We start from the raw sequence: 24,107 nt of genomic DNA, 5'->3' as shown, positions 1-24,107 counted from the left end.
GGACGCCGTCGCGGGGCGGGCGGGTCAGTCGCCGGGGGTCGACATCGTGACGCCCGGCGCGGGCCGGGCCGTGGCCGGCAGCCGCAGGCGCAGGGTCGCGCCCTGGCCGGCGGGGGAGTCGGCGACGCCGACGGTGCCGCCGTGCAGGTCCACCGCCCAGCGCACGATGGCCAGGCCGATGCCGGTGCCGCCGCTCGTCGTCGGCACGCCGAGGCCCGGCTGGGCGTGCGACGCGGTCGAGCCGCGCGCGAACCGCTCGAAGATCCGCTCGCGGTCCTCCGGGGCGATGCCCGGGCCCTGGTCGGACACCTCGATGACGACGTCGTCGCCGTCGGGGTAGGCGTCCAGGCGCACCTCGCCGCCGTGCGGCGAGTGCCGGATGGCGTTCTGCAGCAGGTTGGTGACGATCTGCCGCAGGCGCTCGGCGTCGGCCTCGAGCGCGAGGTCGGGCGGCGTGACGTCGACGACGTAGCGCAGGTTCTTCGCGGCGTCGACCATGGACAGCGCCTCGGCGGTGTCCTCGAGGAAGTCGCCCACCGGGACGCGGCTGATCGTCAGCGCGGACGCGCCGGCCTCCACCCGGGACAGGTCCAGCAGGTAGGTGACCAGGCGCGTGAGGCGCTCGGTCTGGTCGAGCGCGAGCTCGAGCGTCGCGGGCGTGGGCTCGGCCACGCCGTCGACGAGGTTCTCCAGCTGCGCCTGCAGCGCCGCCACGGGTGTGCGCAGCTCGTGCGAGACGTTCGCGATGAGGTCCCGCCGCGTGCGGTCCGACGACGCGAGGTCCTCGGCCATCTGGTTGAACGTCGCGGCGAGCTGGCCCACCTCGTCGCGGCTGGTGGCGCGCACGCGCTGGGAGTAGTCCCCGGCGGCCATGGCCTGGGCGGCCGCCGTCATCTCGCGCAGCGGCGACGTCATGCCGCGCGCGAGCACCTGGGTCAGCACGAGCGACAGCACGATGACGAGCGGGAAGGTCCGGCTCGGGCCGAGCTGGACCCGCAGGCCCAGCCAGGTCATCGCGGCGGCGAAGGTGACGGCGGCGACCACGAGCACGCCGAGCTTGATCTTGATCGAGCGCAGCGGGTCGAGCGGGCGCACGTCGGGGATGCGGCGGTGGTGCTTGCGCTCCGCGGGGTGGCGGGCGGGCGGGGGAGCGGGGTCGGTCACGCCTCAGGCCTGCGGGGGCTCGAACGCGTAGCCGACGCCGTGCACGGTGCGGATCAGGTCCGGGCCGAGCTTGCGGCGCAGCGCCTTGATGTGCGAGTCGACGGTGCGGGTGCCGCTCGCGTCGGCCCAGTCCCACACCTCGGCCAGCAGCCGCTCGCGGGTCAGCACCGTCTTGGGGGAGCTGGCGAGCATCACCAGCAGCTCGAACTCCGTGGGCGTCAGGTGCACCTCCTCGCCCGCCCGGTGCACCCGGCGCTGCGCCTTGTCGATGGTGACGTCGCCCATGGCGATCGGCGGGTCCGACGGCGTGGTCGCCGCGGCCTGCTGCGCCCGCTCGACGCGCCGCAGCAGCGCCTTGGCGCGGGCGACCAGCTCGCGCATCGAGAACGGCTTGGTCATGTAGTCGTCGGCGCCGACGCCGAGGCCCACCAGCATGTCCGTCTCGTCGTCGCGCGCGGTGAGCATGAGGATCGGCACGGGCTGCTCGGCCTGGATGCGGCGGGTGACCTCGAGGCCGTCGATGCCCGGGAGCATGACGTCGAGCACGATGAGGTCGGGGCGCAGCCGGGCGGCGGCGTCGACGGCGGCGAGGCCGTCGCGCGCCACCTCCACGCGCCAGCCCTCGGCGGACAGGCGCTGGGCGACGGCCGTGGCGATCGCCATCTCGTCCTCGACGACCAGCACGGTCGCGCTCTGCGAGGGGACTGCGGCGGTGGAGCCGGCGCCGGCCGCGCCGGGGCTCGGGAAGGACGCAGGTGCCATGGCACCAATGTGTCACAGGACGCTGGACGTGCCCTGGACGCCGGGCGTGTCCCGCGCAGGTCGTGCACGCCGTCCCCCGCGACGCGACCGCCTCCTGCGCGAGGTCTCCGTGTCGTCGCTACGATCGTTGCCACGATGGACGAGAGCCGACATCCCGCGCCCCGCGGTGCCGAGGCAGCACGCCCCGGCGCCGACAGCCCCGGCCCCCGCGGCCTCGAGCCGGGCGGTGGCGCGTGCTAGGCGACTGGCTGATGGTCGCGGTCGGCGTCCTGCTCACCGCCGGCACGGCCGTCTTCGTCGCGAGCGAGTTCTCGCTCGTGACCCTCGACCCCGCCGTCCTGGGGGACGGCGACGACGCGGAGGGCGACAGTCCTCGCACCGGCTGGCGGGCGCGCTCCGTCCGGGCCGGGCTCAAGCACCTGTCGACCGAGCTGAGCTCGGCCCAGGTGGGCATCACCCTGACCACCATCCTGCTGGGCTACACGGCCCAGCCCGCGCTGCTGAGCCTGTTCTCCGCCGGGCTGCAGCCCACCCCGCTCGCCCAGGGCGTGGCCACCGTGCTGGCCGGGATCCTGGCGCTGGTGGTCGTCAACGTCTTCTCCATGGTCTTCGGGGAGCTGATCCCGAAGAACTTCGCGCTCAGCGCGCCGGTCGGCACGGCCACCCTCGTCGTGCCGCTGCAGCGCGGGTTCACGAAGGTCTTCCGGCCGCTCGTGGTGCTGCTCAACGGGTCCGCCAACGCGCTGCTGCGCCGCGTCGGCGTCGAGCCCCGGGAGGAGCTGTCCGGCGGGCGGTCGGCGCAGGAGCTGCTGAGCCTCGTCAAGCGCTCCGCCGAGGAGGGCACGCTCGAGCAGTCCGTGGCCACGCTGCTGACCAACTCCATCGAGCTCGACGAGCTGTCCGCGCGCGACGTCATGACCGACCGCCTGCGGATGGCCGTGGCCGGGCGCGACGAGACCGCCGAGGACGTCATCGCCCTGTCGCGCCGCACCGGGCACTCGCGGTTCCCCGTGATCGGCGAGGACCGTGACGACGTCGTCGGCATCGTGCACCTGCGCCGCGCCGTCGGCGTGCCGCACGAGCGGCGGGGCGAGGTGCCCGTCGCCGCGCTGATGGTCGACGCCCCGCGCGTGCCGGAGACCGTCCGGCTCGGGCCGCTGCTGGTCGAGCTGCGCTCGTTCGGCCTGCAGATGGCCGTGGTCGTCGACGAGTACGGCGGCACCTCCGGCATCGTCACGCTCGAGGACGTCGTCGAGGAGCTCGTCGGGGACGTCGCCGACGAGCACGACCCGCGCCGGGCCGGCGCCGTGCGCGCCGCCGACGGCTCGTGGGTGGTGCCGGGCGTCATGCGCCCGGACGAGCTCGAGGAGACCACGCGGATCGTCGTGCCGGAGGACCCGGCGTACGAGACGCTCGGCGGGCTCGTCATGGCCCGCCTGGGCCGCCTGCCCCAGGCGGGCGACGAGGTCGAGGTGTCGCGGCCCGGCCATCGCGTGCTGCTGCGCGTCGAGGCCATGGTGGGCCGCCGCGCCGAGCGCGTGCGGGTGCGCGCGCTCCCGGCGGTCCTCGACGGCGCCGCCGCGGGCGAGACGGTCCGTGGGGAGGGGCGCCGATGAGCACCGTCACCGCCATCTGGGTCGCCGTCCTCCTGCTCGTCGGCAACGCCTTCTTCGTCGGCGCGGAGTTCGCCGTCCTCTCGGCGCGCCGCTCGTCCATCGAGCCGCGCGCGGAGGCAGGCGACCGCCGCGCCCGCACCGTGCTGTGGGCGATGGAGCACGTGTCGCTCATGCTCGCGTGCGCCCAGCTCGGCGTCACCGTGTGCTCCACGGGCCTGGGCATCGTGGCCGAGCCGGCCGTCGCCCATCTGCTGGAGGGGCCGTTCCACACGCTCGGGGTGCCCGAGGAGCTCGTGCACCCGGCCGCCTTCCTCGTCGCGCTGCTCGTGGTGGTCTACCTCCACGTGGTGCTCGGCGAGATGGTGCCGAAGAACCTCGCCGTGGCCGGGCCGGACACCGCGGTGATGTGGTTCGGGCCGCCGCTCGTGCTGCTGGGGCGCGTCCTGCGTCCGGTGATCGTGGCGCTCAACTGGGTCGCCAACCACGCGGTGCGCCTGGCGGGCATCGAGCCCAAGGACGAGGTCGCCTCGGCGTTCACCGCCGAGGAGGTGCAGTCGATCGTCGAGCACTCCCAGGCCGAGGGCCTGCTGCGCGACGAGCAGGGGTTGCTCGGCTCGGCCATCGAGTTCTCTGCCCGCACGGCCGGCGACGTCATGGTGCCCGTGGACGGGCTCGTCACGGTGGCGGACGGCGTGACGCCGGACGCCGTCGAGCACCTCGTGTCGCGCACCGGGTACTCGCGGTTCCCGGTGACGTCCGACGGCGTGATGGTGGGCTACCTGCACCTCAAGGACGTGCTCTACGCGACGGACGGCGACCGGCACGAGCCCGTGCCCGCCTGGCGCGTGCGGGCGCTCGCGTCCGTGCGCCCCGGGGACGAGGTCGAGGAGGCGCTGCGCGCCATGCAGCGCTCCGGCGCGCACCTCGCGCGGGTCGAGGGGCCCGAGGGCCTGGCCGGCGTCGTCTTCCTCGAGGACATCCTCGAGGAGCTGGTGGGCGAGGTCCGCGACGCCATGCAGCGGCGGACGCCGCGCGCCTGAGGTCCCGACCCTCGCGGTGCGCCACGGGTGTGACCTCCGTCACGAACCGGCGGGTGGCGGGGCGACATGCCGGGGCGCCGCGCCGGGCCGTCACACTCCGTTCACACGGGGGCTTGGCGGGGGGCAGGCGCGCCGATATGGTTCCCGGGACGAACGGTCGCCCCAGGCGATACGGACGTTCTGCACGACCCGGACCGGGCGCCGTCTCACGACGAGACCGCCCGCCGCGGTCCTCGTGCGAACCGTAGGTACAAGCCCTTCGGGCGGGTGCGCGCGCGCCTCCGTCCGGCCGCTACTCGGAGGTGTCGTGGAAGCAGCGCCCCAGACGACGCCGCGACCTCCCCTCATGACCCGGCGCGAGCGCCGGGAGGCCGAGGCCCGGGCCGCCGCCGCGGCGGCGCAGGCGACCCCCTCGACCTACCGGCCGGCCTCGGCCCTCGGGACCATCTCGGCACCGGTCGCCGTCACTCGCCAGCCGGACGCCTTCGGCGCGGTGCGCGGGCGGCACGCCGACCCCGTCGACTCGCCGGACACCGTGACGGTCGGCGGCATCACGTTCTCCGGGCCCGCCCCGCTCAGCCCCGTCCTCGGCACCCCGGCCGTGCCCTACGCCCTGCCGAAGGCCGCGCCCGCCGCGCCGCGCCTGGCGGAGCAGGACGGCGCCCCGCACGCGGCCGACGCCGCCCCGGCGCAGCGGCCCACGACGTCCCCGGCCGCCGCCCAGGACGAGCCGGCCGACCAGCCCGCGCCGTCGCGCCCCGCCGGCGCGCCGCTGCCCTCGCGCCGCGAGCTGCGCGAGCGCACCGACAAGCCCGCCCGCACGGCCCGGCGCCGCGACGGCGACGCGGCGACGACGACGACGGTGCACCGGCGACCCGCCCGCTGGATCCCGCGCGCCGCGGTGCTCGGCACCCTGGCCGCGGCGACCATCGCCGCCCCGTTCGCCACCGGCCACGCGTCGCAGGGGACGGGGACGCCCGCGCAGGGCGACGCCATGGCCAGCGGCCCGTCGACGCTCGAGATCGTGCGCCAGAACGTCGCGCCGCCCGCCACGTCGGAGGGCATCGCGGCGGCCCCGCAGGTCGCCGCCCGCGCGGACGGCGCGGCCTCCCGCTCGCAGGAGCGCGAGCCGCTGCCCGACTGCGACACGAGCGTGACGGTGACGAGCGAGAACGGGAACCTGTCCGGCGGGGAGCTGTGCGACCTGTGGCAGGCCGGCGAGCAGCTCCAGCCGCGGGCCGCCGACGCGCTCACCGCGCTCAACCAGGCGTTCCGCGCCGAGTTCGGCCGCGACATCCTGCTGATCGACACCTACCGCTCGCTGGACCGGCAGTACTCCGTCAAGGCGTCGCGCGGCTCCTTCGCCGCCCAGCCCGGCACGTCGATGCACGGCTGGGGCCTGGCGATCGACCTCAGCTCCCAGGTCACCGGCAACAGCGAGTACTACCGCTGGCTGGTCGAGAACGGCCCGGCCTACGGCTGGGAGAACCCGCCGTGGGCGCAGCGCGGCGGCGCCGGCTCCTACGAGCCGTGGCACTTCGAGTACCGCCCGGGCGTCGAGGAGATCTCCACCTGGCACTGAGGGCACTGACGGCACCGCCGTCGGGCCGCCGGCGGCCCCGTGCCGGCGGCCCGACGGCGGGCGCCGGCCCGGACCGGGCTCAGCCGGACGGGATCGTGGTGTTCGGCCCGAAGTCCTGCCGGAAGCGCGGGCCCGTCCGCGCGAGCTCCTGCGCGAACGCCGCGGACCAGCCGCTGTAGGGGTCGAGCGCGAGCGACTCGTTGGAGAACCGCCGGTCGTCGGTCAGCTCGGTCACGCAGAAGTCCGGGATCTGCAGCTCGACCACCGGCCCGGACCGCTCGCACTCGGCGACGACCAGCGGGCTGTTGGCACCGCCGAACACGTCCACCGACCAGCCGTCGGCGCCCAGCCACGCGGCGTAGCGGGTCTTGAGGACCTGCGCCCCGCCGCGGCGGACCAGCTCCACGCCCACGCGCGGGTCGATCTCCCGCTCAGCCTCGTACCGGGTGCCGCCCGCCGAGGGCCCCTTGACCGTCACGGCCGCGAAGTCGACGGCGCCCGCGTGCCGGCGCAGCACGTCCTGCGCGTCCGACTCGGGGCCGAGGCCGGCGTCGACGCCCGACGCCTGGCACCGGACCCGCAGGGCGTAGCCGCCGTCGGACAGGTAGTAGCTCTGCACGATCAGCGCCGGGGTGTCCCGCAGCGCGTCGGGCAGCGAGCGCACGAGGAAGCGACGCTCGAACTCGAAGTCCGCGTAGCCGGCCGTCTCGTCGGTCATGGGGTCCTCAGCGTCCTTCGCAGCGGGGGCGCGGCGCCGGTCGGCGCGCGGCCCGCCCAGCCTAGCGACCGCCCCTGCACGGCACCTCCGTCGGCCGCCGTGCCCCGTACCCATTCCTCGGTCCCATCCCTCGGTGACCGCCGTCGGCTCGCCGGCGCCCCCGGCACGGCCGAGGATGAGAGGCGGTGAGGGGAGGGCGCATGGCGACCACGACGGCGCGGGCGCCCGGGCGCCGCAGCGCGTGGGCCCCGCTCCGGCGCCCGGTCTTCCGGATGCTGTTCGCGGCGCAGGTGGTGTCGAACATCGGCACGTGGATGCAGACCGTGGGCGCGCAGTGGTTCCTCGTCGAGACCTCGGGCAGCCCGGCGTTCGTCGCCTGGATCCAGACGGCGAGCCAGCTGCCGGTGCTCCTGCTCTCCCTGGTCGCGGGGGTGACCGCGGACCTCGTCGACCGCCGCCGCCTGCTGCTGGTGACGTCGCTCGCCTCCTGCGTCGTGGCCGGTGCCCTCACCGCCGTGACGGTCGCCGGCGCGCTCACGCCCTGGGGGCTGCTGGGCCTGACGTTCGTGCTGGGATGCTCGGCGGCGATGACGGGACCGGCCTGGCAGGCCGTCCAGCCGCAGCTCGTGCCGCGGGACGAGCTGCCGGAGGCGTCGGCGCTGGGCTCGATCGCCGTCAACGCGGCGCGGGCCGTCGGCCCGGCCGTGGCCGGGGTGGTCGTGTCGGCCGCCGGCCCGGCGGTGGTGTTCGCGCTGAACACGCTGTCCTTCCTCGCCGTCACGGTGGCGCTGCTCGCCTGGCGCGAGGAGGCGCTGCCCGTGCGCACCGTCCGCGAGCGCGCGTGGCCGGGCCTGCTCGCCGGGCTGCGGTACGTGCGCTCGGCGCCGAGCGTGCGGCGCATCCTCGCGCGGTGCGCGCTGTTCGCGCTGCCCGGCAGCGCCCTGTGGGCGCTGCTGCCGTCGGCCGCCCGCGACCTCATGGGCGCCGACGCCGCGGGCTACTCGCTGCTGCTCGCCCTGCTCGGTGCCGGTGCCATCGCGGGGGCGGTGGCCATGCCGCGGCTGCGGGCGCGCCTGTCGCGGTCCTGGCTGCTGGCCGGGGGAGCGCTGCTGTTCGCCGCCGGCACCGCGGCCGCGGCATGGCTGCCGCTGGCGGCGTCCGCGGCCGCCGCCCTGGTCGCCGGCGTCGGGTGGCTGACCTGCCTGACGACGCTCAACGCCACCATGCAGCTCGCCCTGGCGGGCTGGGTGCGTGCCCGGGGACTGGCCACCTACATGCTCGTCTTCATGGGGTCGCAGGCGCTGGGGTCGTTCGCCTGGGGCGCCGTGGCCGACGCCGTCGGCGTGCGGACCGCTCTCACCGCGGCCGCCGCCGCCCTGGTGCTGGTCGCCGCGTCGGTGCCGCTGCTGCCGCTCCTGGCGCACAGCGGCACGATGGACCGCTCGGTGGTGCCGCTGTCGTCGAGCATGCCGACCCTGGAGCTCGAGGCGCCGCCGGCCACCCCCACGGCGATCGTGCTGACCTACCGCGTCCGCCCGCAGCACGTGGCGGCGTTCCTCGACGCGATGCACGACGTGCGGCTGGCCCGCGAGCGGTCCGGCGGCACGGGCTGGCAGCTGCTGCGCCGGGCGGAGGACCCCGAGGAGATGGTCGAGGTGTTCGTGGCGCCGTCGTGGGAGGAGCACCAGCTGCAGCACACGGTGCGCTGGACGGGGTACGACGCGCAGGTGCTCGCACGGGCCGTGGCGCTCGCCGAGGACGAGCCGACGGCCGCGCACTACCTCGTGCAGGGGGTGCGGTAGCCGCGGGCGGCGCGCGGTCGCGCCGGAGGACGACGAAGGCCCCCGCCGCGGGTGCGGCGGGGGCCTTGCGAGGTGCGCCCGAAGGGATTCGAACCCCCGACCTTCTGCTCCGGAGGCAGACGCTCTATCCACTGAGCTACGGGCGCGTGGTCCACGGCGTCGTACGCCGGAGGGCCGCGTACGAGACTACCAGCAGTCGGGCGCTGCCCGGGCACGCGCCGACGGGCGGGCGGAGCGGGCGGGCGGAGCGGGCGGGCGGAGCGGGCGACGGAGAGGGCGGCGTGGGACGCCTGCCCCCCCGGGCGCCCGCCGCTCGATAGAATCGCCCGGTGACCCCCGACCAGCTCTCCGGAGCCCTCAGCGCTGCCCTTGCCTCGGCCGTGGCCGACGGCGCCCTCGCCCTGCCCGCCGACGCCGTCCCGGCCTCGGTGCACGTGGAGCGACCCCGGCAGCGCGAGCACGGCGACTGGGCCACCAACGTGGCGCTGCAGCTGGCCAAGAAGGCCGGCACCACGCCGCGCGCCCTCGCCGAGGAGCTCGCGCGGCGCCTCGAGGCCGCCGACGGCGTGAAGTCGGTCGAGGTCGCCGGGCCCGGTTTCCTCAACATCACGCTCGACGCGGGCGCCGCCGGCGAGCTCGCGCGCACCGTCGTCACGGCGGGCGCGGCCTACGGCCGCGGCGACGCCCTGGCCGGCCAGGTGCACAACCTCGAGTTCATCTCGGCCAACCCGACCGGTCCGCTGCACATCGGGCACACCCGCTGGGCGGCGCTCGGCGACGCCCTGGCGCGCATCATGCGCGCGGCCGGCGCGGACGTCACCGCCGAGTACTACATCAACGACGCGGGCGCGCAGATGGACCGCTTCGGCGGCTCCGTCCTGGCCCGGGCGCGCGGCACCGAGGTGCCCGAGGGCGGCTACCGCGGCGAGTACGTCAAGGAGCTCGCCGCGCAGGTGCTCGAGGCCCGCCCCGACCTGCTCGACCTGCCCGAGGAGGAGGCGCTCGTCGTCGCCCGCGAGGAGGGCTACCGCCTGCAGCTCGCGGAGATCCGCGCGGTGCTCGAGGGCTTCGGCGTGCACTTCGACGTGTGGTTCTCCGAGCGCGCGCTGCACGAGTCCGGCGCCGTCGAGCAGGCCGTCGAGCGCCTGCGCGAGCAGGGGCACGTCTTCGACGCCGAGGGTGCCGTGTGGCTGCGCACCACGGACTTCACGGACGACAAGGACCGCGTGATGATCCGCGCCAACGGCGAGCCCACGTACTTCGCCGCGGACGCCGCGTACTACCTGTCGAAGAAGGACCGCGGCTTCCCCGGCAAGATCTACCTGCTCGGCGCCGACCACCACGGCTACATCAACCGCCTCAAGGCGATCGCGGCCTGCGCGGGCGACGACCCGGAGACGAACATCGAGGTGCTGATCGGGCAGCTCGTCAACGTCGGCGGGGCGCGCCTGTCCAAGCGCGCCGGCAACATCATCGAGCTGCGCGACCTGGTCGAGTGGATCGGCAGGGACGCGGTGCGCTACTCGCTCGCGCGCTACCCGGCGGACACGCCGCTGGAGCTGCAGGGCGAGGACATGCTCAAGCAGACCAACGACAACCCGGTCTTCTACGTGCAGTACGCGCACTCGCGCACGTGCGCCGTGGACCGCAACGCCGCCGACCGCGGCGTGGTGCGCACGCGCCCGGACGGCACCGAGGCGTTCGACCCCTCGCTGCTGACCCACGAGACCGAGTCGGTGCTGCTGGGCCGGCTCACCGAGTTCCCGCGCATCGTCGGCCAGGCCGCCGAGCTGCGCGAGCCGCACCGCGTGGCGCGCTACCTGGAGGCCCTGGCCGGGGAGTACCACAAGTGGTACGCCGAGTGCCGTGTGCTGCCGTACCCGGACGAGGAGGTCACCGACCTGCACGGCACGCGCCTGTGGCTCAACGACGCGGTGCGCCAGGTGCTGGCCAACGGGCTCGACCTGCTCGGTGTCAGCGCCCCGGAGCGGATGTGAGCGCCTACCTCGCCGAGCAGCTCGGCGACGGCGTCGCCGCCCCGCAGGCCGCGGCGACCCTCGGCGAGCCGTGGCCCGTGACGGCCCGCCGGCGCGACGACGGCGAGCTGGAGGTCGGCGGGGTCGGCGTGCGCGACCTCGCCGCCCAGCACGGCACGCCCGCGTACGTGCTGGACGAGGTCGACTTCCGGGCGCGGGCCCGGGCGTACCGCACGGCGTTCACCGAGGCGTTCGCGGAGGTCGGCACCGGCACCGACGTCTACTACGCGGGCAAGGCGCTGCTCACCGTGGCGGTGGCCCGCTGGGCCGCGGAGGAGGGGCTGGGCGTCGACACCGCGTCCGGCGGCGAGCTGGCCGTCGCGCTGCGCGCCGGCGTCCCGGCCGCCGAGGTCGGCCTGCACGGCAACAACAAGTCCCCGGCGGAGATCGCCACGGCGCTGGAGGCCGGCGTCGGGCGGATCATCGTCGACTCGCTGGCCGAGGTCGAGAAGGTGGCCGACGCCGCCGCCGCGCGCGGCGTCGTCGCGCCCGTCATGGTGCGGGTGACCACCGGCGTGCACGCCGGGGGCCACGAGTACATCTCCACCGCCCACGAGGACCAGAAGTTCGGGCTCTCGGTGAACGCGGTCGACGGCGGCGACGCGCCGGCGATGCGCGCCCTGCTCGCCGTCGTCGCGCGGCCGTCGCTGCGGCTGCTCGGCATCCACTCGCACATCGGGTCGCAGATCCTCGACCCCGCGGGCTTCGAGGTCGCGGCGCGCGCGGTGCTCGCGCTGCGGGCCGAGCTCGCCCGGCGCACCGGGGTGCTGGTCGAGGAGGTCGACCTCGGCGGCGGGTACGGCATCGCCTACCTGCCCGGGGAGGCGGCGCTCGACCCGCGCACCGTCGCCCGCGACGTCGCCCGCGCCGTCGCCGACGTGTGCGCCGAGCTCGGCACGCCGCTGCCGCGCATCTCCATCGAGCCGGGCCGCTCGATCGTCGGGCCCGCCGGCATCACCCTGTACGAGGTCGGCACGGTCAAGCCCGTGGCGGTCACCGCGCAGGACGGGTCGACTTTCACCCGCCTGTACGTGTCCGTGGACGGCGGCATGAGCGACAACATCCGCCCCGCGCTCTACGGCGCGCAGTACCACGCCGAGGTCGTGGGCCGGGCGTCCGACGCCGAGCCGGTGCTCGCCCGCGTCGTGGGCAAGCACTGCGAGAGCGGCGACATCGTCGTGCACGAGGTGCGGCTGCCCGGCGACGTGCGCGCCGGCGACCTGCTCGCGGTCGCGGCCACGGGCGCCTACGGCCGGTCCATGGCGTCCAACTACAACCTGCTCACGCGCCCGCCCGTCGTCGCCGCGAGCGAGGGGACGTCGCGCGTGCTCGTGCGTCGCGAGACGGTCGACGACCTGCTCGCGCTCGACGCCCAGGCCTGACGCCGGCCCGGGCCCGGCGCCCGTCGTGGACACCTCGTCGGGGGCCGGGGCCGAGCCCCTATCCTGACCCCGACCCCGCCCCGCCCGGAAGGTGTACCCGTGCCCGGAACTGCGAGCCCGACCCCCCTGCGTGTCGCCCTCCTCGGCTGCGGCGTCGTCGGCACGGAGGTGGCCCGCGGGCTGCTGACCGGCGCCGACGACCTCGCCGCGCGCGTGGGCGCCCCGCTCGAGCTGGTCGGGGTGGCGGTGCGCGACCTCGCGACCGAGCGCGACCCGGCGGTGCCGCGCGAGCTGCTGACCACCGACGCCGAGCGGCTCGTCGACGGCGCCGACATCGTCGTCGAGGTGATGGGCGGCATCGAGCCCGCCCGCACGCTGCTGCTGCGGGCCGTCAAGGGCGGCGCGTCGGTGGTGACCGCCAACAAGGCGCTGCTCGCCGAGCGCTGGCCGGAGCTCTTCGAGGCGGCCGACGCCGCGGGCGTCGACCTGTCCTTCGAGGCCGCCGTCGCCGGTGCCGTCCCGATCGTGCGCCCGGTGCGCGAGTCGCTCGCCGGCGACCACGTGCGCCGCGTGCTGGGCATCGTCAACGGCACCACCAACTTCGTGCTGGACCGCATGACCACCGAGGGCCTGGAGCTCGAGGCGGCGGTGCGCGAGGCGCAGGCGCTGGGCTACGCGGAGGCCGACCCGACCGCCGACGTCGACGGGTTCGACGCCGCCGCCAAGGCCGCCATCCTCGCGTCGCTCGCGTTCCACACCCGCGTGTCGATCGACGACGTCGCGCGCGAGGGCATCCGCGCCGTCACCGCGGACGACGTGGCGGCCGCGGCGGCGACGGGCCACACCGTCAAGCTGCTCGCCATCGCCGAGCGGACCGCCGAGGGCGTGTCGGTGCGCGTGCACCCGGCGCTCGTGCCGGTCGAGCACCCGCTGGCGGCCGTCCGGGGCGCCTTCAACGCCGTCTTCGTCGAGGCCGACGGCGCCGGGCCGCTGATGTTCTACGGGCAGGGCGCGGGCGGCCGGCCGACGGCGTCCGCCGTCCTGGGCGACGTCGTGTCCGCCGCGCGCCACCGCGTGCTGGGCGGCAAGGGTCCCGAGGAGTCGGCGTACGCCTCGCTGCCCCTGCTGCCCGCCGACGCGGCCGTCACGCGCTACCAGGTGCGGCTCGTCGTCGACGACCGCCCGGGCGTGCTGGCGCAGGTCGCGGGCGTGCTGGCCGAGCACGGCGTGTCCATCGAGACCGTGCGGCAGTCCGCCCTCGACCCCGACGGCGGCGCCGAGACCGCCGAGCCCGGCGCGGAGCCGGCGGGCGCGGCCGCGAACCTGCTGCTGACCACCCACCGGGCGCGCGAGGCCTCCCTCGCGGCCACGGTGGCCGCGGTCGCCGGCCTCGAGCCGGTCCGCGAGATCACCTCCGTCCTGCGAGTCGAGGGAGCCTGACATGCCCGGACCGGTGCGCCAGTGGCGCGGGGTCGTCACCGAGTACGCCGACCGCCTGCCGGAGCACGTGCGCCGCACCGTGGTGACGCTGGGGGAGGGCGGCACGCCGCTCGTCCCGGCGCCCGCGCTGTCGGACCGCACCGGCGCGGAGGTGTACGTCAAGGTCGAGGGCATGAACCCGACCGGGTCGTTCAAGGACCGCGGCATGACGGCGGCGATCTCCGCCGCCGCGGACCGCGGCGCCCGCGCCGTCGTGTGCGCCTCGACCGGCAACACCTCGGCGTCGGCCGCCGCCTACGCCACGCGCGCCGGCATGACCTGCGCCGTGCTGGTGCCGGACGGCAAGATCGCGATGGGCAAGCTCAGCCAGGCGATCGCCCACGGCGCGATGCTGCTGCAGGTCGACGGCAACTTCGACGACTGCCTCGTCGCGGCGCGCAAGCTCGCCGAGGCCTACCCGGTCGAGCTCGTGAACTCGGTCAACCCCGACCGCATCGAGGGGCAGAAGACGGCGGCGTTCGAGGTGGTCGACGCGCTCGGCGAGGCCCCGGACATCCACTGCCTGCCCGTCGGGAACGCGGGCAACATCACGGCGTACTGGAAGGGCTACCGCGAGTACGCCGGGTTCGACGCGGGGGCGCGGCTGCACGCCGTGGCCAGCCGCACCCCGCAGATGTGGGGCTTCCAGGCGGCGGGCGCGGCGCCGATCGTCCTCGGCCACCCCGTGACCGAGCCCGAGACCGTCGCGACCGCCATCCGGATCGGCAACCCCGCCTCGTGGAAGCAGGCCGAGGCCGCCCGCGACGTCTCCGGCGGCGTCATCGAGGCGGTGACCGACGAGCAGATCCTGGCGGCGCACCGCGTGCTGTCGAGCGAGGTCGGCGTGTTCGTCGAGCCGGCGTCGGCCGCCGGCGTCGCGGGCCTGCTGTCGCGCGCCGAGCGCGGCCTGGTCCCGGCCGGCGCGCGCGTGGCGGTCACCGTGACGGGCCACGGGCTCAAGGACCCGGGCTGGGCGCTGCGCACGGCCGACGGCGGCGAGGTGCAGCCCACCCGCGTGGGCGCCGACGTCGTCTCGATCGCCGACGCGCTCGGCCTCTGACGCCGCGCCGGCCGGACAGGCACCAGGAGACCGCATGCAGCTCGGAGCCGACCACGTCGTGGTCCGCGTGCCCGCCACCAGCGCCAACCTCGGCCCGGGGTTCGACGCGCTGGGCCTCGCCCTCGCGCTGTACGACGAGCTCGAGGTGCGCCTCGTGGCGACCGACGACGTCGTCGTGGAGGTGTACGGCGAGGGCGCCGGCGAGGTGCCCACGGGGGAGGACCACCTGGTGGTGCGCGCGCTGCGCCGCACCCTCGAGATCGCGGGCGCGCCGCAGACCGGCCTGCGCCTGACCTGCTCGAACGCCGTGCCGCACGGCCGCGGCCTCGGGTCGTCGGCCGCCGCCGTGGTCTCCGGGATCGTCGCCGGGCGCGCCCTGCTCGCCGACCCGGCGTCGCTCGACGCGACCGCCGTGCTCGAGCTCGCGACCGAGTTCGAGGGGCACCCGGACAACGCCGCGCCGGCGATCCGTGGCGGCGCGACGGTGGCCTGGACCGGCCCCGACGGGCCGCGCGCGACCGGCCTGCAGCTCGACCCCCGGCTCACGGCGACGGTGCTGGTGCCCACCTCCCGGCTGGCCACCAGCCACGCCCGGTCGGTGCTGCCCGAGACGGTGCCGCACGCCGACGCCGCCTTCACCGCCGGCCGCGCCGCGCTGCTGGTCGAGGCGCTCGCCCGCCGCCCCGAGCTGCTGCTCGAGGCCACCGAGGACCGGCTGCACCAGCAGTACCGGGCGGGGGTCATGGCGGCGTCGGCCGAGCTGGTGCGCGCGCTGCGGGCCGAGGGCTTCGCCGCCACCGTCTCGGGCGCGGGGCCGACCGTGCTCGTGCTCGCCGCCGAGGCGCGGCTGCCCGAGCTCGACGGCGCGCTGGCAGGCCTGGTCGACGCGATGGCGGGGTGGCGCGCGCTGCGCCCGGGCATCGACGTCGACGGCGCGCGGGCGCGCCGCGTGGCCGCCCCGGCCGCGCCGCGGCGGTGATATGATCGCCTGAGCCTTCGGGTACTGGCCCGCCCCGCCGACCACGCACGATCGGACGCACCGGGGCGAGACCGGACCAGGCGCACCCCCTCCGACCGGCGACGACCCCGTGCCCCGCACGTGCGCTCCCGCCATCGCGGACGGGTGCCGCGCGTCGCGCTCGAGCCGGCGGCCCCCGCCGACCTCCAGCGCGAAGGCCACGACAACCCCCGTCAGCCGACGTCGTCGTAGCACTGATGCGAGGTTTCACGCGTCCCGGCGCTCGTGCCGGACGCCCGCCCACCGGCGGCCCCGTCGACACTCCCGGGCCGCCGCGAACGAGGGGGAAGGGTCCTTCGTGACGAACACCACCGACACCCGGAGCACCTCCGGGTCCCTGAGCTCGATGCGTCTCGCCGAGCTGCAGGCAGTGGCCTCCCAGATGGGGGTCAAGGGCACGTCGAAGATGCGCAAGGGTGACCTCGTCGAGGCCATCCGCGCCGCGCGCTCGGGGGGCGGCCAGCCCGCTCCCGCCGCCGGCGCCGGCGCCCCGGCGAAGCCCGACACCGCGGCCGCGCCCCCGGCCGAGCGGCCGCAGCGGTCGCGCCGCGCGACGCGGCCCGCCGCCGGTCCGGACGCCGCGCCGTCGGCCGCCGAGGCCGCGCGGCCGGCCGAGACGGCCGCCGCGCCCGAGCGCGACACCACGCGCGACTCCGGGCGTGACTCCGAGCGCGAGCCCGGGCGCGACTCCGGGCGTCCGGCCCGCGGCGCGGACGCGCCGGTGAACGAGGCCGACCGCGCCGCGCGCCTCGCCGAGCTCGCCGAGGCCGTGGCCGCCCCGCGCTCGCGCCGCGGCCGCGACCGCCGGGACGGCGGCGCCCGCGAGGAGCAGGCCGCGCAGAGCGGCGCCCCGGCGGGCGCCCCCGCCGGTCAGCAGGGCGGCCAGCAGGGCGGCCAGCAGGCCGACCGCCAGGACGGCCAGCAGCGCCCGGCGCGCCAGGACCGCCAGGAGCGCCTGGAGCGTCGCGACGACCGGGACGAGGACGGCGGCTCGCGCCGTCGCCGCGGCCGGGACCGGGGCCGTGACCGCAAGCGCGGTCGCACCCGCGGCGGCCAGCCCGACGTCGCCGGGCTCGAGGACATCGAGGTGCGCGAGGACGACGTGCTGCTGCCCGTCGCCGGCATCCTCGACATCCTGGACAACTACGCCTTCGTGCGCACCAGCGGCTACCTGCCGGGCGAGAAGGACGTCTACGTCAGCCTCAACCAGGTCAAGAAGGCGGGCCTGCGCCGCGGCGACGCCGTCGTCGGCGCCGTGCGCCAGCCGCGCGAGGGCGAGGAGCCGCCGCAGGGCAAGAACGCGCGCAGCAAGTTCAACGCGCTCGTGCGCCTCGACTCGGTCAACGGCATGTCGCCCGAGCAGGCCCGGCAGCGCCCGGAGTTCACCAAGCTCACGCCGCTGTACCCGCAGGAGCGCCTGCGCCTGGAGAACCCCGAGGCCACCCGCCTCACGCCGCGCGTGATCGACATCGTCGCGCCGATCGGCAAGGGCCAGCGCGGCCTCATCGTCGCGCCGCCCAAGGCCGGCAAGACGATCATCATGCAGCAGATCGCCAACGCCATCACGAACAACAACCCTGAGGTCCACCTCATGGTCGTGCTGGTCGACGAGCGGCCCGAAGAGGTCACGGACATGGAGCGGACGGTCAAGGGCGAGGTCATCGCCTCGACGTTCGACCGCCCGGCGTCCGACCACACGATCGTCGCGGAGCTGGCCATCGAGCGCGCCAAGCGGCTCGTGGAGCTCGGCCAGGACGTCGTGGTGCTGCTCGACTCGCTGACCCGCCTGTCGCGCGCCTACAACCTCGCCGCCCCGGCGTCGGGCCGCATCCTGTCCGGTGGTGTCGACGCGGCGGCCCTGTACCCGCCGAAGAAGTTCTTCGGCGCCGCCCGCAACATCGAGAACGGCGGCTCGCTGACCATCCTCGCCTCGGCGCTCGTGGAGACGGGCTCCAAGATGGACGAGGTGATCTTCGAGGAGTTCAAGGGCACGGGCAACATGGAGCTGCGCTTGTCCCGCAACCTCGCGGACAAGCGGATCTTCCCGGCGGTGGACGTCAACGCGTCCGGCACCCGCCGCGAGGAGATCCTCATGTCCAAGGACGAGCTGGGCATCGTCTACAAGCTGCGCCGCGTGCTCGGCGCGCTGGACCAGCAGCACGCGATCGAGCTGCTGCTCGGCAAGCTCAAGGACACCCGCACGAACGTCGAGTTCCTGCTCGAGGTCCAGAAGACCACGCCGAGCAGCCTGTCCGACGCCCGCGCCGGCGAGACCATCTGACGGTCCGCCCGGCCGTCCGCAGCACCGGCGCGGCGGCGGCGCGATTTCCGCGCCGCCGCCGCGCTCTGGCAGAATGACCCGTCGCCGTCCGGTTCACGGCCCGCAGTCAGCGGGGCGACCCGGAGGCACCACCACGAGGAGCATCCATGAAGTCCGGTATCCACCCCGAGTACGTCGTGACGAAGGTCGTGTGCACCTGCGGCAACGAGTTCGTCACCCGCAGCACCGAGAAGGCCGGCGTCATCAGCGCCGACGTGTGCAGCGCCTGCCACCCGTTCTACACGGGCAAGCAGAAGATCCTCGACACCGGTGGCCGCGTGGCCCGGTTCGAGGCCCGCTACGGCAAGCGCAAGTAGCGTCCCCGCAGCGCCGGTGGTCCGCCCGACAACCTCTCCAGGGGCAGTCGGAGGCCGGACCACCGGCGCTGTTGCTTTGCCCGGGACCCCTCAGCCACCCACGGAGCCCACGTGACCGACCCCTTCGCCGCCGTCCGGCCGCTGCTCGCCGAGCACGCCGAGATCGAGCGCGCGCTCGCCGACCCCGCCGTCCACGCGGACGCCGGCCGCGCCCGGACGCTGGGGCGGCGGTACGCGGAGCTGAACCGCGTCGTCGGCGCTTACCGCGCCTGGGAGTCCGCGCGCGACGACGCCGACGCGGCCGCGGAGCTGGCGGACCTGGGCGGCGACGACGGCGCGGAGCTCGCCGCCGAGCTGCCCGCCCTGCGTGCGGCGCAGGAGGAGTCCGCCGAGCACCTGCGGCGCGTGCTGGTGCCCCGCGACCCCGACGACGGGCGCGACGCCATCCTCGAGATCAAGGCCGGGGAGGGCGGCGAGGAGTCCGCCCTGTTCGCCGGCGACCTGCTGCGGATGTACCTGCGGTACGCCGAGCGCCGCGGCTGGTCCACGCAGGTCCTCGAGGCCACCGAGTCCGGGCTGGGCGGCTACAAGGACGTCCAGGTCGCGATCAAGGCGCGCTCCGTCGAGGACCCGGCCGACGGCGTGTGGGCCAACCTCAAGTACGAGGGCGGCGTGCACCGCGTGCAGCGCGTGCCCGTCACCGAGAGCCAGGGCCGCATCCACACCTCCGCGGCCGGCGTGCTGGTCTTCCCCGAGGTCGACGACCCGGGCGAGGTCGAGATCGACCCGAACGACCTGCGCATCGACGTCTTCCGGTCCTCCGGCCCCGGCGGGCAGTCGGTCAACACCACCGACTCCGCGGTGCGGATCACCCACCTGCCGACCGGCATCGTCGTGTCGATGCAGAACGAGAAGTCCCAGCTGCAGAACCGCGAGCAGGCGATGCGCGTGCTGCGGGCGCGCCTGCTCGCCGCGCAGCAGGAGGCCGCGGCGGCCGAGGCGGCCGACCTGCGCCGCTCGCAGGTACGCACCGTGGACCGCTCCGAGCGGATCCGCACCTACAACTTCCCGGAGAACCGGATCGCCGACCACCGCACCGGGTACAAGGCCTACAACCTCGACCAGGTGCTCGACGGCGACCTCGAGCCGGTGATCCGCTCCGCCGTCGACGCCGACGAGGCCGCGCGCCTCGCCGCCGCGGGCGCGTGACCCCCGAGCCGGCCGCGTCGCCGCAGCCGTCGTCGCCCGTGCCGTCGTCGCCCGTGCCGACGACGGCGGGCGCCGCCGTGCGGTGGGCCGCCGCCCGCCTCGCCGCGGCGGGGGTGCCGTCGCCGCGCACCGACGCGGAGCTGCTGCTCGCGCACGCGCTCGGCACCGACCGGGGCGAGCTGCGCCGGCTGGCGGTCCTGGACGCGGCCCTGCCGGGCGACGCGCCGGCCACGTTCGCCGCCGTCGTCGACCGGCGGGCGCGGCGCGAGCCGCTGCAGCACCTCGTCGGCACGGCGCCGTTCCGCCACCTCGAGCTCGCCGTCGGGCCCGGGGTCTTCGTGCCGCGCCCCGAGACGGAGCAGGTCGCGCAGGTCGCGGTCGACGAGGCCCGCCGCCTCGCCGAGGCGCGCGGCGCGGCCCCGGTCGTCGTCGACCTGTGCACCGGCTCCGGCGCGATCGCCCTCGCAGTGGCCACGGAGGTCCCCGCGGCGCAGGTGCACGCCGTCGAGCTCGACGCGGCCGCCCACGGCTGGGCCGAGCGCAACGTCGCCGCGGTCGCCGCCGCGAGCGGGTCGGCGGTCCGCCTCGTGCGCGGCGACGCGCGCACGGCGCTGCGCGACCTCGACGGGCGGGTCGACGTCGTGGTGTCCAACCCGCCGTACGTGCCGCCGGACGCCGTGCCCCGCGACCCCGAGGTCGCCGGTCACGACCCGGCCGTCGCCCTGTACGGCCTGGGTCCCGACGGGCTCGAGGTGCCGCGCGGCGTCACCGCCGCCGCGGCGCGCCTGCTGCGCCCGGGCGGGCTGTACGTCATGGAGCACGCCGAGGTGCAGGACGCCGCCGCGCGCGCGATGGTCGAGGCCGTCCGGGACGGCGGGGGGCCCGCGTTCGGCCCGGCGAGCACCCGCTCGGACCTGGCCGGGCGCCCCCGCATGGTCGTCGCGCGCCGCCGGGGCGACGCCTCGTCCGTGCCCCCTGACGTGCCAGACTGGAGGCCGTGAGCAGCGTGCAGGACGTCACCGACCCGAACACCTGGGGGCCGGCCCTCGACGAGGCGGTCAACACCGTCTCGCGCGGCGGGCTCGTCGTGCTCCCCACCGACACCGTCTACGGCATCGGGGCGGACGCCTTCGACGCCGCCGCCGTCGCGGCCCTGCTCGCGGCCAAGGGCCGCGGCCGCCAGATGCCGCCGCCCGTGCTGGTGCCGGACACCCGCACGCTGGACGGCCTGGCCACCGAGGTGCCGGACGGGGCGCGCCGGCTCGTCGAGGAGCTCTGGCCGGGCGGGTTCACCATCATCCTGCGGGCCCAGCCGTCGCTGCAGTGGGACCTCGGCGAGACCCGCGGCACCGTCGCTCTGCGCATGCCCGACCACCCGGCCGCCCTGGCGCTGCTGCGCCGCACCGGTCCGATGGCCGTCTCGAGCGCCAACCGCACCGGCCGGCCGTCGGCGCTCGACGCCTCCTCCGCGCGCGAGCAGCTCGGCGACTCCGTCGCGGTCTACCTCGACGGCGGCACCGCCCCCGGCGGGGTGGCCTCCACGATCGTGGACGCCACGGTGACGCCCTTCCGGGTGGTGCGCGAGGGCGCGATCGGCCTCGAGCGACTGCGCGCCGTGGTGCCCGACGTGCTCGGCCCGGGCGAGGAGCCCGCCGCGGAGGCGCCTGTCGAGGCGTCCGCCGAGGGCGCCGAGCCCGCCGCGGAGGCCCCGGCCGCCGCCGGCGAGGCCGGCGAGAGTCCCGCCGGGGCCGCCGGGTGAGGGCGTACGTCCTGCTGATGCTGGTCGCGGCGGCCGTCACCTACCTCTCGACACCCGCGGCCCGCTGGCTCGCGCGCCGCACCAACGCCATCTCGGCGGTGCGCGACCGCGACGTCCACACGCTCCCGACGCCGCGCCTCGGCGGCCTGGCGATCCTGCTCGGCATCGTCGTGGCGGTCCTGGTGGCCTCGCACATGCCGTTCCTCGAGCGGGTCTTCGACGAGCCCCAGGTGTGGGGCATCGTCGGGGGAGCGGTCATCGTCGCCGTCCTGGGCTGGGCCGACGACATCTGGGACCTCGACTGGATGACCAAGCTGGCCGGCCAGGTGCTCGCGGCCGGCTTCATGGCGGTCATGCAGGTCCAGCTCGTGACCTGGCCCATCCCCGGCACGCTGACCATCCCGTCGTCGCGGGTGTCGCTGTTCGTGACCGTCCTGATCATCGTCGTCGCGATGAACGCCGTGAACTTCGTCGACGGCCTGGACGGGCTCGCGGCGGGGATCGTCGCCATCGGCGGCACCGCGTTCTTCCTGTACACCTACGGCCTGACCGCGCAGCAGAGCCCGATGGACTACTCCGACCTGTCGGCCATGACCATGGCCGTGCTCGTCGGGGCGTGCCTCGGCTTCCTGCCGCACAACTTCTTCCCGTCGCGGATCTTCATGGGCGACTCGGGGTCGATGGTGCTGGGGCTCGTCTTCGCCGGCGCCACGATCTCCGTGACGGGCCGGGTCGACCTGTCCACGTCCGGCGCGGCGAACGTGCCCGCCTTCATCCCGCTGCTGCTGCCGATCGCCGTGGTGCTGCTGCCCCTGCTGGACATGGGCATGGCGGTGGTCCGGCGCGTGGCCGCCGGCAAGTCGCCGTTCCACCCGGACCGCATGCACCTGCACCACCGGATGCTGGCGCTGGGGCACTCGCACCGCCGCGCCGTCGTCATCCTCTACGTGTGGACGGCGGTGTTCTCGTTCGGCGCCGCGGCGCTGGTGCAGTGGCACTGGACCGGCGTGCTGGTCGGGATCGCCGTCGCCGTCGTCGCCGCCCTGGCCGCCACGCTGGGCCCGCTGCGCACGCGCGGGCGCTTCCTCGACGACGACGTCGCCACCAGCGCCGCGCTGGCGGAGGCCGAGCCCGTGGCCGGCGTCGTGCCGGCGCCCGGCGCCGGACCCGCCCCGCTCCTGGTCGTGGAACCGCCTGCGACCGACCCCGCCAGCCCGGTGCCCCCGGGCCCCGTCCCCACCACCACGACCGAAGGACGCCCCCGGTGACGACCTCTCCCGACCCCCGGCCCGCCGAGCCCACCCCGGACCCGACGCACGCCGCCGGCGAGCCCGCCGCCGCCCCCGACCGCGGGGAGCCCGAGCGGCGCGTCCTGCGCACCGCGCTGCGCGACACCCTGCTGCTGCTGGCGGGTCTCGCGGTGGTCGGCGTCGTCGTCGGGGTGCTGGTCTCGGGCGCGGCCGGCGTGTGGGGCGCCCTCGTGGGCGTCGCGCTCGCGGCGTTCTTCTGCGGCGTGACCATCTGGTCCATGGCGCGCACCGTCGGCGCGAGCCCGGCGGCCACGGGCGCCGTGGTCATGGGCTCGTGGATCGCCAAGATCGTGGTGTTGGTCGTGGTGCTCGCCGTGCTGCGCGGCCAGGACTTCTACGACCGGTGGGTGCTGATCGCCGTGCTGGCCGTGGGGGCGATCGGCTCGGCGCTGCTCGACTACCGGGCCGTGCAGCGGGGCCGCGTGCCCTACGTCCAGGCCTGACCGACCCCCGCCGGGCCCGTCCCGGCGGGCCCGGCCCCGCCGCCGCTCGTGCCTTCGTTCACAAGCCCCGGTTTTCCGCCGGGGACCTGGCAAGACCGGGTCCGGGCATCCCCGAACATCCGGTAGAGTTACCGGCGAATCCATGACGGCCAGGTCCGATGGCGTGCCCGCACAGCGGCGACTCGGACCTCTGACCAACGGGAGTCCTCCTGTCCACGTCAGTGAACACCCTGCTTCTCGCCGCCGACGAAGGTGAGGGTGGTTTCCACGCGCCGACGATCGCGGACTTCTTCCCGGACGCGATCCTCTTCGAGGGCACGGTCTTCCAGATCGACCGCCACTGGATCATCCGCATCGTCGCGACGATCGCGCTGCTGACGGTCTTCATCGTCGCCGCCCGTCGCGCCCGCCTCGTGCCGGGCCGGTTCCAGGCCGGCGTCGAGTTCCTGCTCGACTTCGTGCGCGTGCAGATCGCGGAGGAGGTCCTCGGCAAGGCGAACGCCCGCCGGTTCCTGCCGATGCTGACGACGATCTTCCTGACGATCCTGGCGTTCAACCTCACGGGCATCATCCCGGGGCTGAACCTGGCCGTCACCTCGCGCATCGGCGTGCCGCTGCTGCTGGCGCTGTGGGTCTTCGTGACCTACTGGGCCGTGGGCATCAAGAAGCACGGCCTCGGCGGGTACCTGAAGAACAACCTGTTCCCCCCGGGCGTCCCGTGGCCGATCTACTTCATCCTCACGCCGATCGAGCTGCTGCAGCTCCTGGTCATCCGGCCGGGCTCGCTCATGGTGCGACTGGTGGCCAACATGGTCGCCGGCCACATCATGCTCGTCCTGTGCTTCGCGGCGACGCAGTTCTTCCTCCTCGAGGCGGACGGCGCGCTCCGGGCCTTCGGCGTGCTCACGCTGGGCGGCGGCATCTTCATGACGCTGTTCGAGCTGCTGGTCGCGTTCCTGCAGGCGTACATCTTCGCCCTCCTGGCCGCGGTCTACATCAACATGTCGCTGGAGGAGGAGCACTGACCGCTCCTTCGGGCGGCGCTCCTCGCACCACCTGAAACCCGCGACGGGCGCAGCGAAGCCCGCCG

General features: G+C 75.7%; 20 protein-coding genes and 1 tRNA gene. 17 read left to right on the top strand and 4 right to left on the bottom strand.

The genetic code is table 11. The features are described from left to right. Nucleotides 1–24: 24 nt before the first annotated feature. Both U5M74_RS11945 and U5M74_RS11940 read right to left on the bottom strand, forming a co-directional pair. The gene (locus U5M74_RS11945) at nt 25–1,164 is read right to left on the bottom strand and encodes a sensor histidine kinase (RefSeq protein ID WP_410909170.1); all 1,140 of its coding nucleotides are present in this window, start codon (nt 1,162–1,164) and stop codon (nt 25–27) included. Between the two features lie 3 nt (nt 1,165–1,167). Continuing rightward, a complete protein-coding gene (locus tag U5M74_RS11940) occupies nt 1,168–1,926 on the bottom strand; it encodes a response regulator transcription factor (protein ID WP_410909169.1) in 759 nt (252 codons plus the stop codon). Nucleotides 1,927–2,177: 251 nt separating this feature from the next. Here U5M74_RS11940 and U5M74_RS11935 point away from each other — a divergent pair, with 251 nt between their 5' ends. The 3 genes from U5M74_RS11935 to U5M74_RS11925 all read left to right on the top strand — a co-directional run bounded on the left by U5M74_RS11935 (nt 2,178) and on the right by U5M74_RS11925 (nt 6,164). After that, the gene (locus U5M74_RS11935) at nt 2,178–3,542 is read left to right on the top strand and encodes a hemolysin family protein (protein WP_410909168.1); all 1,365 of its coding nucleotides are present in this window, start codon (nt 2,178–2,180) and stop codon (nt 3,540–3,542) included. Continuing rightward, nucleotides 3,539–4,582 carry a hemolysin family protein gene (locus U5M74_RS11930; RefSeq protein ID WP_410909167.1) on the top strand — a complete coding sequence of 348 codons (1,044 nt, stop codon included), beginning with the start codon at nt 3,539–3,541 and terminating at the stop codon, nt 4,580–4,582. The genes U5M74_RS11935 and U5M74_RS11930 overlap by 4 nt, the downstream gene beginning before the upstream one ends. A 307-nt stretch (nt 4,583–4,889) precedes the next feature. After that, entirely contained in the window at nt 4,890–6,164 is a 1,275-nt protein-coding gene (locus tag U5M74_RS11925; RefSeq protein ID WP_410909166.1) for a D-alanyl-D-alanine carboxypeptidase family protein, read from the top strand. A gap of 79 nt (nt 6,165–6,243) precedes the next feature. On the opposite strand, the gene U5M74_RS11920 is transcribed toward U5M74_RS11925, so the two are convergent. After that, complete coding sequence (locus U5M74_RS11920) at nt 6,244–6,882, bottom strand: CYTH domain-containing protein (RefSeq protein ID WP_410909165.1); 639 nt, start codon at nt 6,880–6,882, stop codon at nt 6,244–6,246. 200 nt (nt 6,883–7,082) lie between these two features. Between U5M74_RS11920 and U5M74_RS11915 the strand changes: the two genes are divergently transcribed. Continuing rightward, entirely contained in the window at nt 7,083–8,684 is a 1,602-nt protein-coding gene (locus U5M74_RS11915) for an MFS transporter (protein WP_410909164.1), read from the top strand. Between the two features lie 73 nt (nt 8,685–8,757). On the opposite strand, the gene U5M74_RS11910 is transcribed toward U5M74_RS11915, so the two are convergent. Further along, nucleotides 8,758–8,830, bottom strand: a tRNA-Arg gene (locus U5M74_RS11910). Nucleotides 8,831–9,013: 183 nt separating this feature from the next. Between U5M74_RS11910 and argS the strand changes: the two genes are divergently transcribed. The 13 genes from argS (at nt 9,014) to atpB (ending at nt 24,042) form a co-directional block, all read left to right on the top strand. After that, the gene (argS, locus tag U5M74_RS11905) at nt 9,014–10,681 is read left to right on the top strand and encodes an arginine--tRNA ligase (RefSeq protein ID WP_410909163.1); all 1,668 of its coding nucleotides are present in this window, start codon (nt 9,014–9,016) and stop codon (nt 10,679–10,681) included. Further along, the gene (gene lysA, locus U5M74_RS11900; RefSeq protein WP_410909162.1) at nt 10,678–12,102 is read left to right on the top strand and encodes a diaminopimelate decarboxylase; all 1,425 of its coding nucleotides are present in this window, start codon (nt 10,678–10,680) and stop codon (nt 12,100–12,102) included. Before argS ends, lysA begins: the two co-directional genes overlap by 4 nt. A 99-nt stretch (nt 12,103–12,201) precedes the next feature. Then, entirely contained in the window at nt 12,202–13,542 is a 1,341-nt protein-coding gene (locus U5M74_RS11895; protein ID WP_410909161.1) for a homoserine dehydrogenase, read from the top strand. A gap of 1 nt (nt 13,543) precedes the next feature. After that, entirely contained in the window at nt 13,544–14,641 is a 1,098-nt protein-coding gene (gene thrC, locus U5M74_RS11890; RefSeq protein WP_069983784.1) for a threonine synthase, read from the top strand. Between the two features lie 34 nt (nt 14,642–14,675). Then, complete coding sequence (thrB, locus tag U5M74_RS11885) at nt 14,676–15,620, top strand: homoserine kinase (protein WP_410909160.1); 945 nt, start codon at nt 14,676–14,678, stop codon at nt 15,618–15,620. 337 nt (nt 15,621–15,957) lie between these two features. Further along, a complete protein-coding gene (gene rho / locus U5M74_RS11880; RefSeq protein WP_410909159.1) occupies nt 15,958–17,940 on the top strand; it encodes a transcription termination factor Rho in 1,983 nt (660 codons plus the stop codon). 146 nt (nt 17,941–18,086) lie between these two features. Next, nucleotides 18,087–18,296, top strand: a complete 210-nt coding sequence (gene rpmE / locus U5M74_RS11875) for a 50S ribosomal protein L31 (RefSeq protein ID WP_410909158.1) — start codon at nt 18,087–18,089, stop codon at nt 18,294–18,296. 111 nt (nt 18,297–18,407) lie between these two features. Continuing rightward, a complete protein-coding gene (prfA, locus tag U5M74_RS11870; RefSeq protein WP_410909157.1) occupies nt 18,408–19,505 on the top strand; it encodes a peptide chain release factor 1 in 1,098 nt (365 codons plus the stop codon). A 77-nt stretch (nt 19,506–19,582) separates the two neighbouring features. Then, a complete protein-coding gene (gene prmC, locus U5M74_RS11865) occupies nt 19,583–20,506 on the top strand; it encodes a peptide chain release factor N(5)-glutamine methyltransferase (protein WP_410909201.1) in 924 nt (307 codons plus the stop codon). Continuing rightward, nucleotides 20,503–21,264, top strand: a complete 762-nt coding sequence (locus U5M74_RS11860) for an L-threonylcarbamoyladenylate synthase (protein ID WP_410909156.1) — start codon at nt 20,503–20,505, stop codon at nt 21,262–21,264. Before prmC ends, U5M74_RS11860 begins: the two co-directional genes overlap by 4 nt. Next, nucleotides 21,261–22,532, top strand: a complete 1,272-nt coding sequence (locus tag U5M74_RS11855) for a glycosyltransferase family 4 protein (RefSeq protein ID WP_410909155.1) — start codon at nt 21,261–21,263, stop codon at nt 22,530–22,532. The genes U5M74_RS11860 and U5M74_RS11855 overlap by 4 nt, the downstream gene beginning before the upstream one ends. Further along, nucleotides 22,529–23,017: a hypothetical protein gene (locus U5M74_RS11850; protein ID WP_410909154.1), complete on the top strand. Its 489-nt coding sequence runs from the start codon at nt 22,529–22,531 to the stop codon at nt 23,015–23,017. The genes U5M74_RS11855 and U5M74_RS11850 overlap by 4 nt, the downstream gene beginning before the upstream one ends. 221 nt (nt 23,018–23,238) lie before the next feature. Further along, on the top strand, nt 23,239–24,042 hold the full coding sequence (gene atpB / locus U5M74_RS11845) for a F0F1 ATP synthase subunit A (protein ID WP_410909153.1): 804 nt from the start codon (nt 23,239–23,241) through the stop codon (nt 24,040–24,042). Nucleotides 24,043–24,107: the final 65 nt, after the last annotated feature.

The organism is Puerhibacterium sp. TATVAM-FAB25 (genome assembly GCF_046535855.1).
In the GTDB taxonomy this organism is placed as follows: Bacteria; Actinomycetota; Actinomycetes; order Actinomycetales; family Cellulomonadaceae; genus Puerhibacterium; species Puerhibacterium variabilis_A.
This window is presented reverse-complemented; position numbering and strand designations above follow the sequence as displayed.

Coding starts and splice junctions, on each gene's coding strand:
- U5M74_RS11920 (WP_410909165.1), bottom strand. CDS start 6,882: ATGACCGACGAGACGGCCGGCTACGCGGACTTCGAGTTCGAGCGTCGC.
- thrB (WP_410909160.1), top strand. CDS start 14,676: ATGCAGCTCGGAGCCGACCACGTCGTGGTCCGCGTGCCCGCCACCAGC.
- U5M74_RS11915 (WP_410909164.1), top strand. CDS start 7,083: ATGGCGACCACGACGGCGCGGGCGCCCGGGCGCCGCAGCGCGTGGGCC.
- U5M74_RS11935 (WP_410909168.1), top strand. CDS start 2,178: ATGGTCGCGGTCGGCGTCCTGCTCACCGCCGGCACGGCCGTCTTCGTC.
- U5M74_RS11930 (WP_410909167.1), top strand. CDS start 3,539: ATGAGCACCGTCACCGCCATCTGGGTCGCCGTCCTCCTGCTCGTCGGC.
- rpmE (WP_410909158.1), top strand. CDS start 18,087: ATGAAGTCCGGTATCCACCCCGAGTACGTCGTGACGAAGGTCGTGTGC.
- U5M74_RS11940 (WP_410909169.1), bottom strand. CDS start 1,926: ATGGCACCTGCGTCCTTCCCGAGCCCCGGCGCGGCCGGCGCCGGCTCC.
- thrC (WP_069983784.1), top strand. CDS start 13,544: ATGCCCGGACCGGTGCGCCAGTGGCGCGGGGTCGTCACCGAGTACGCC.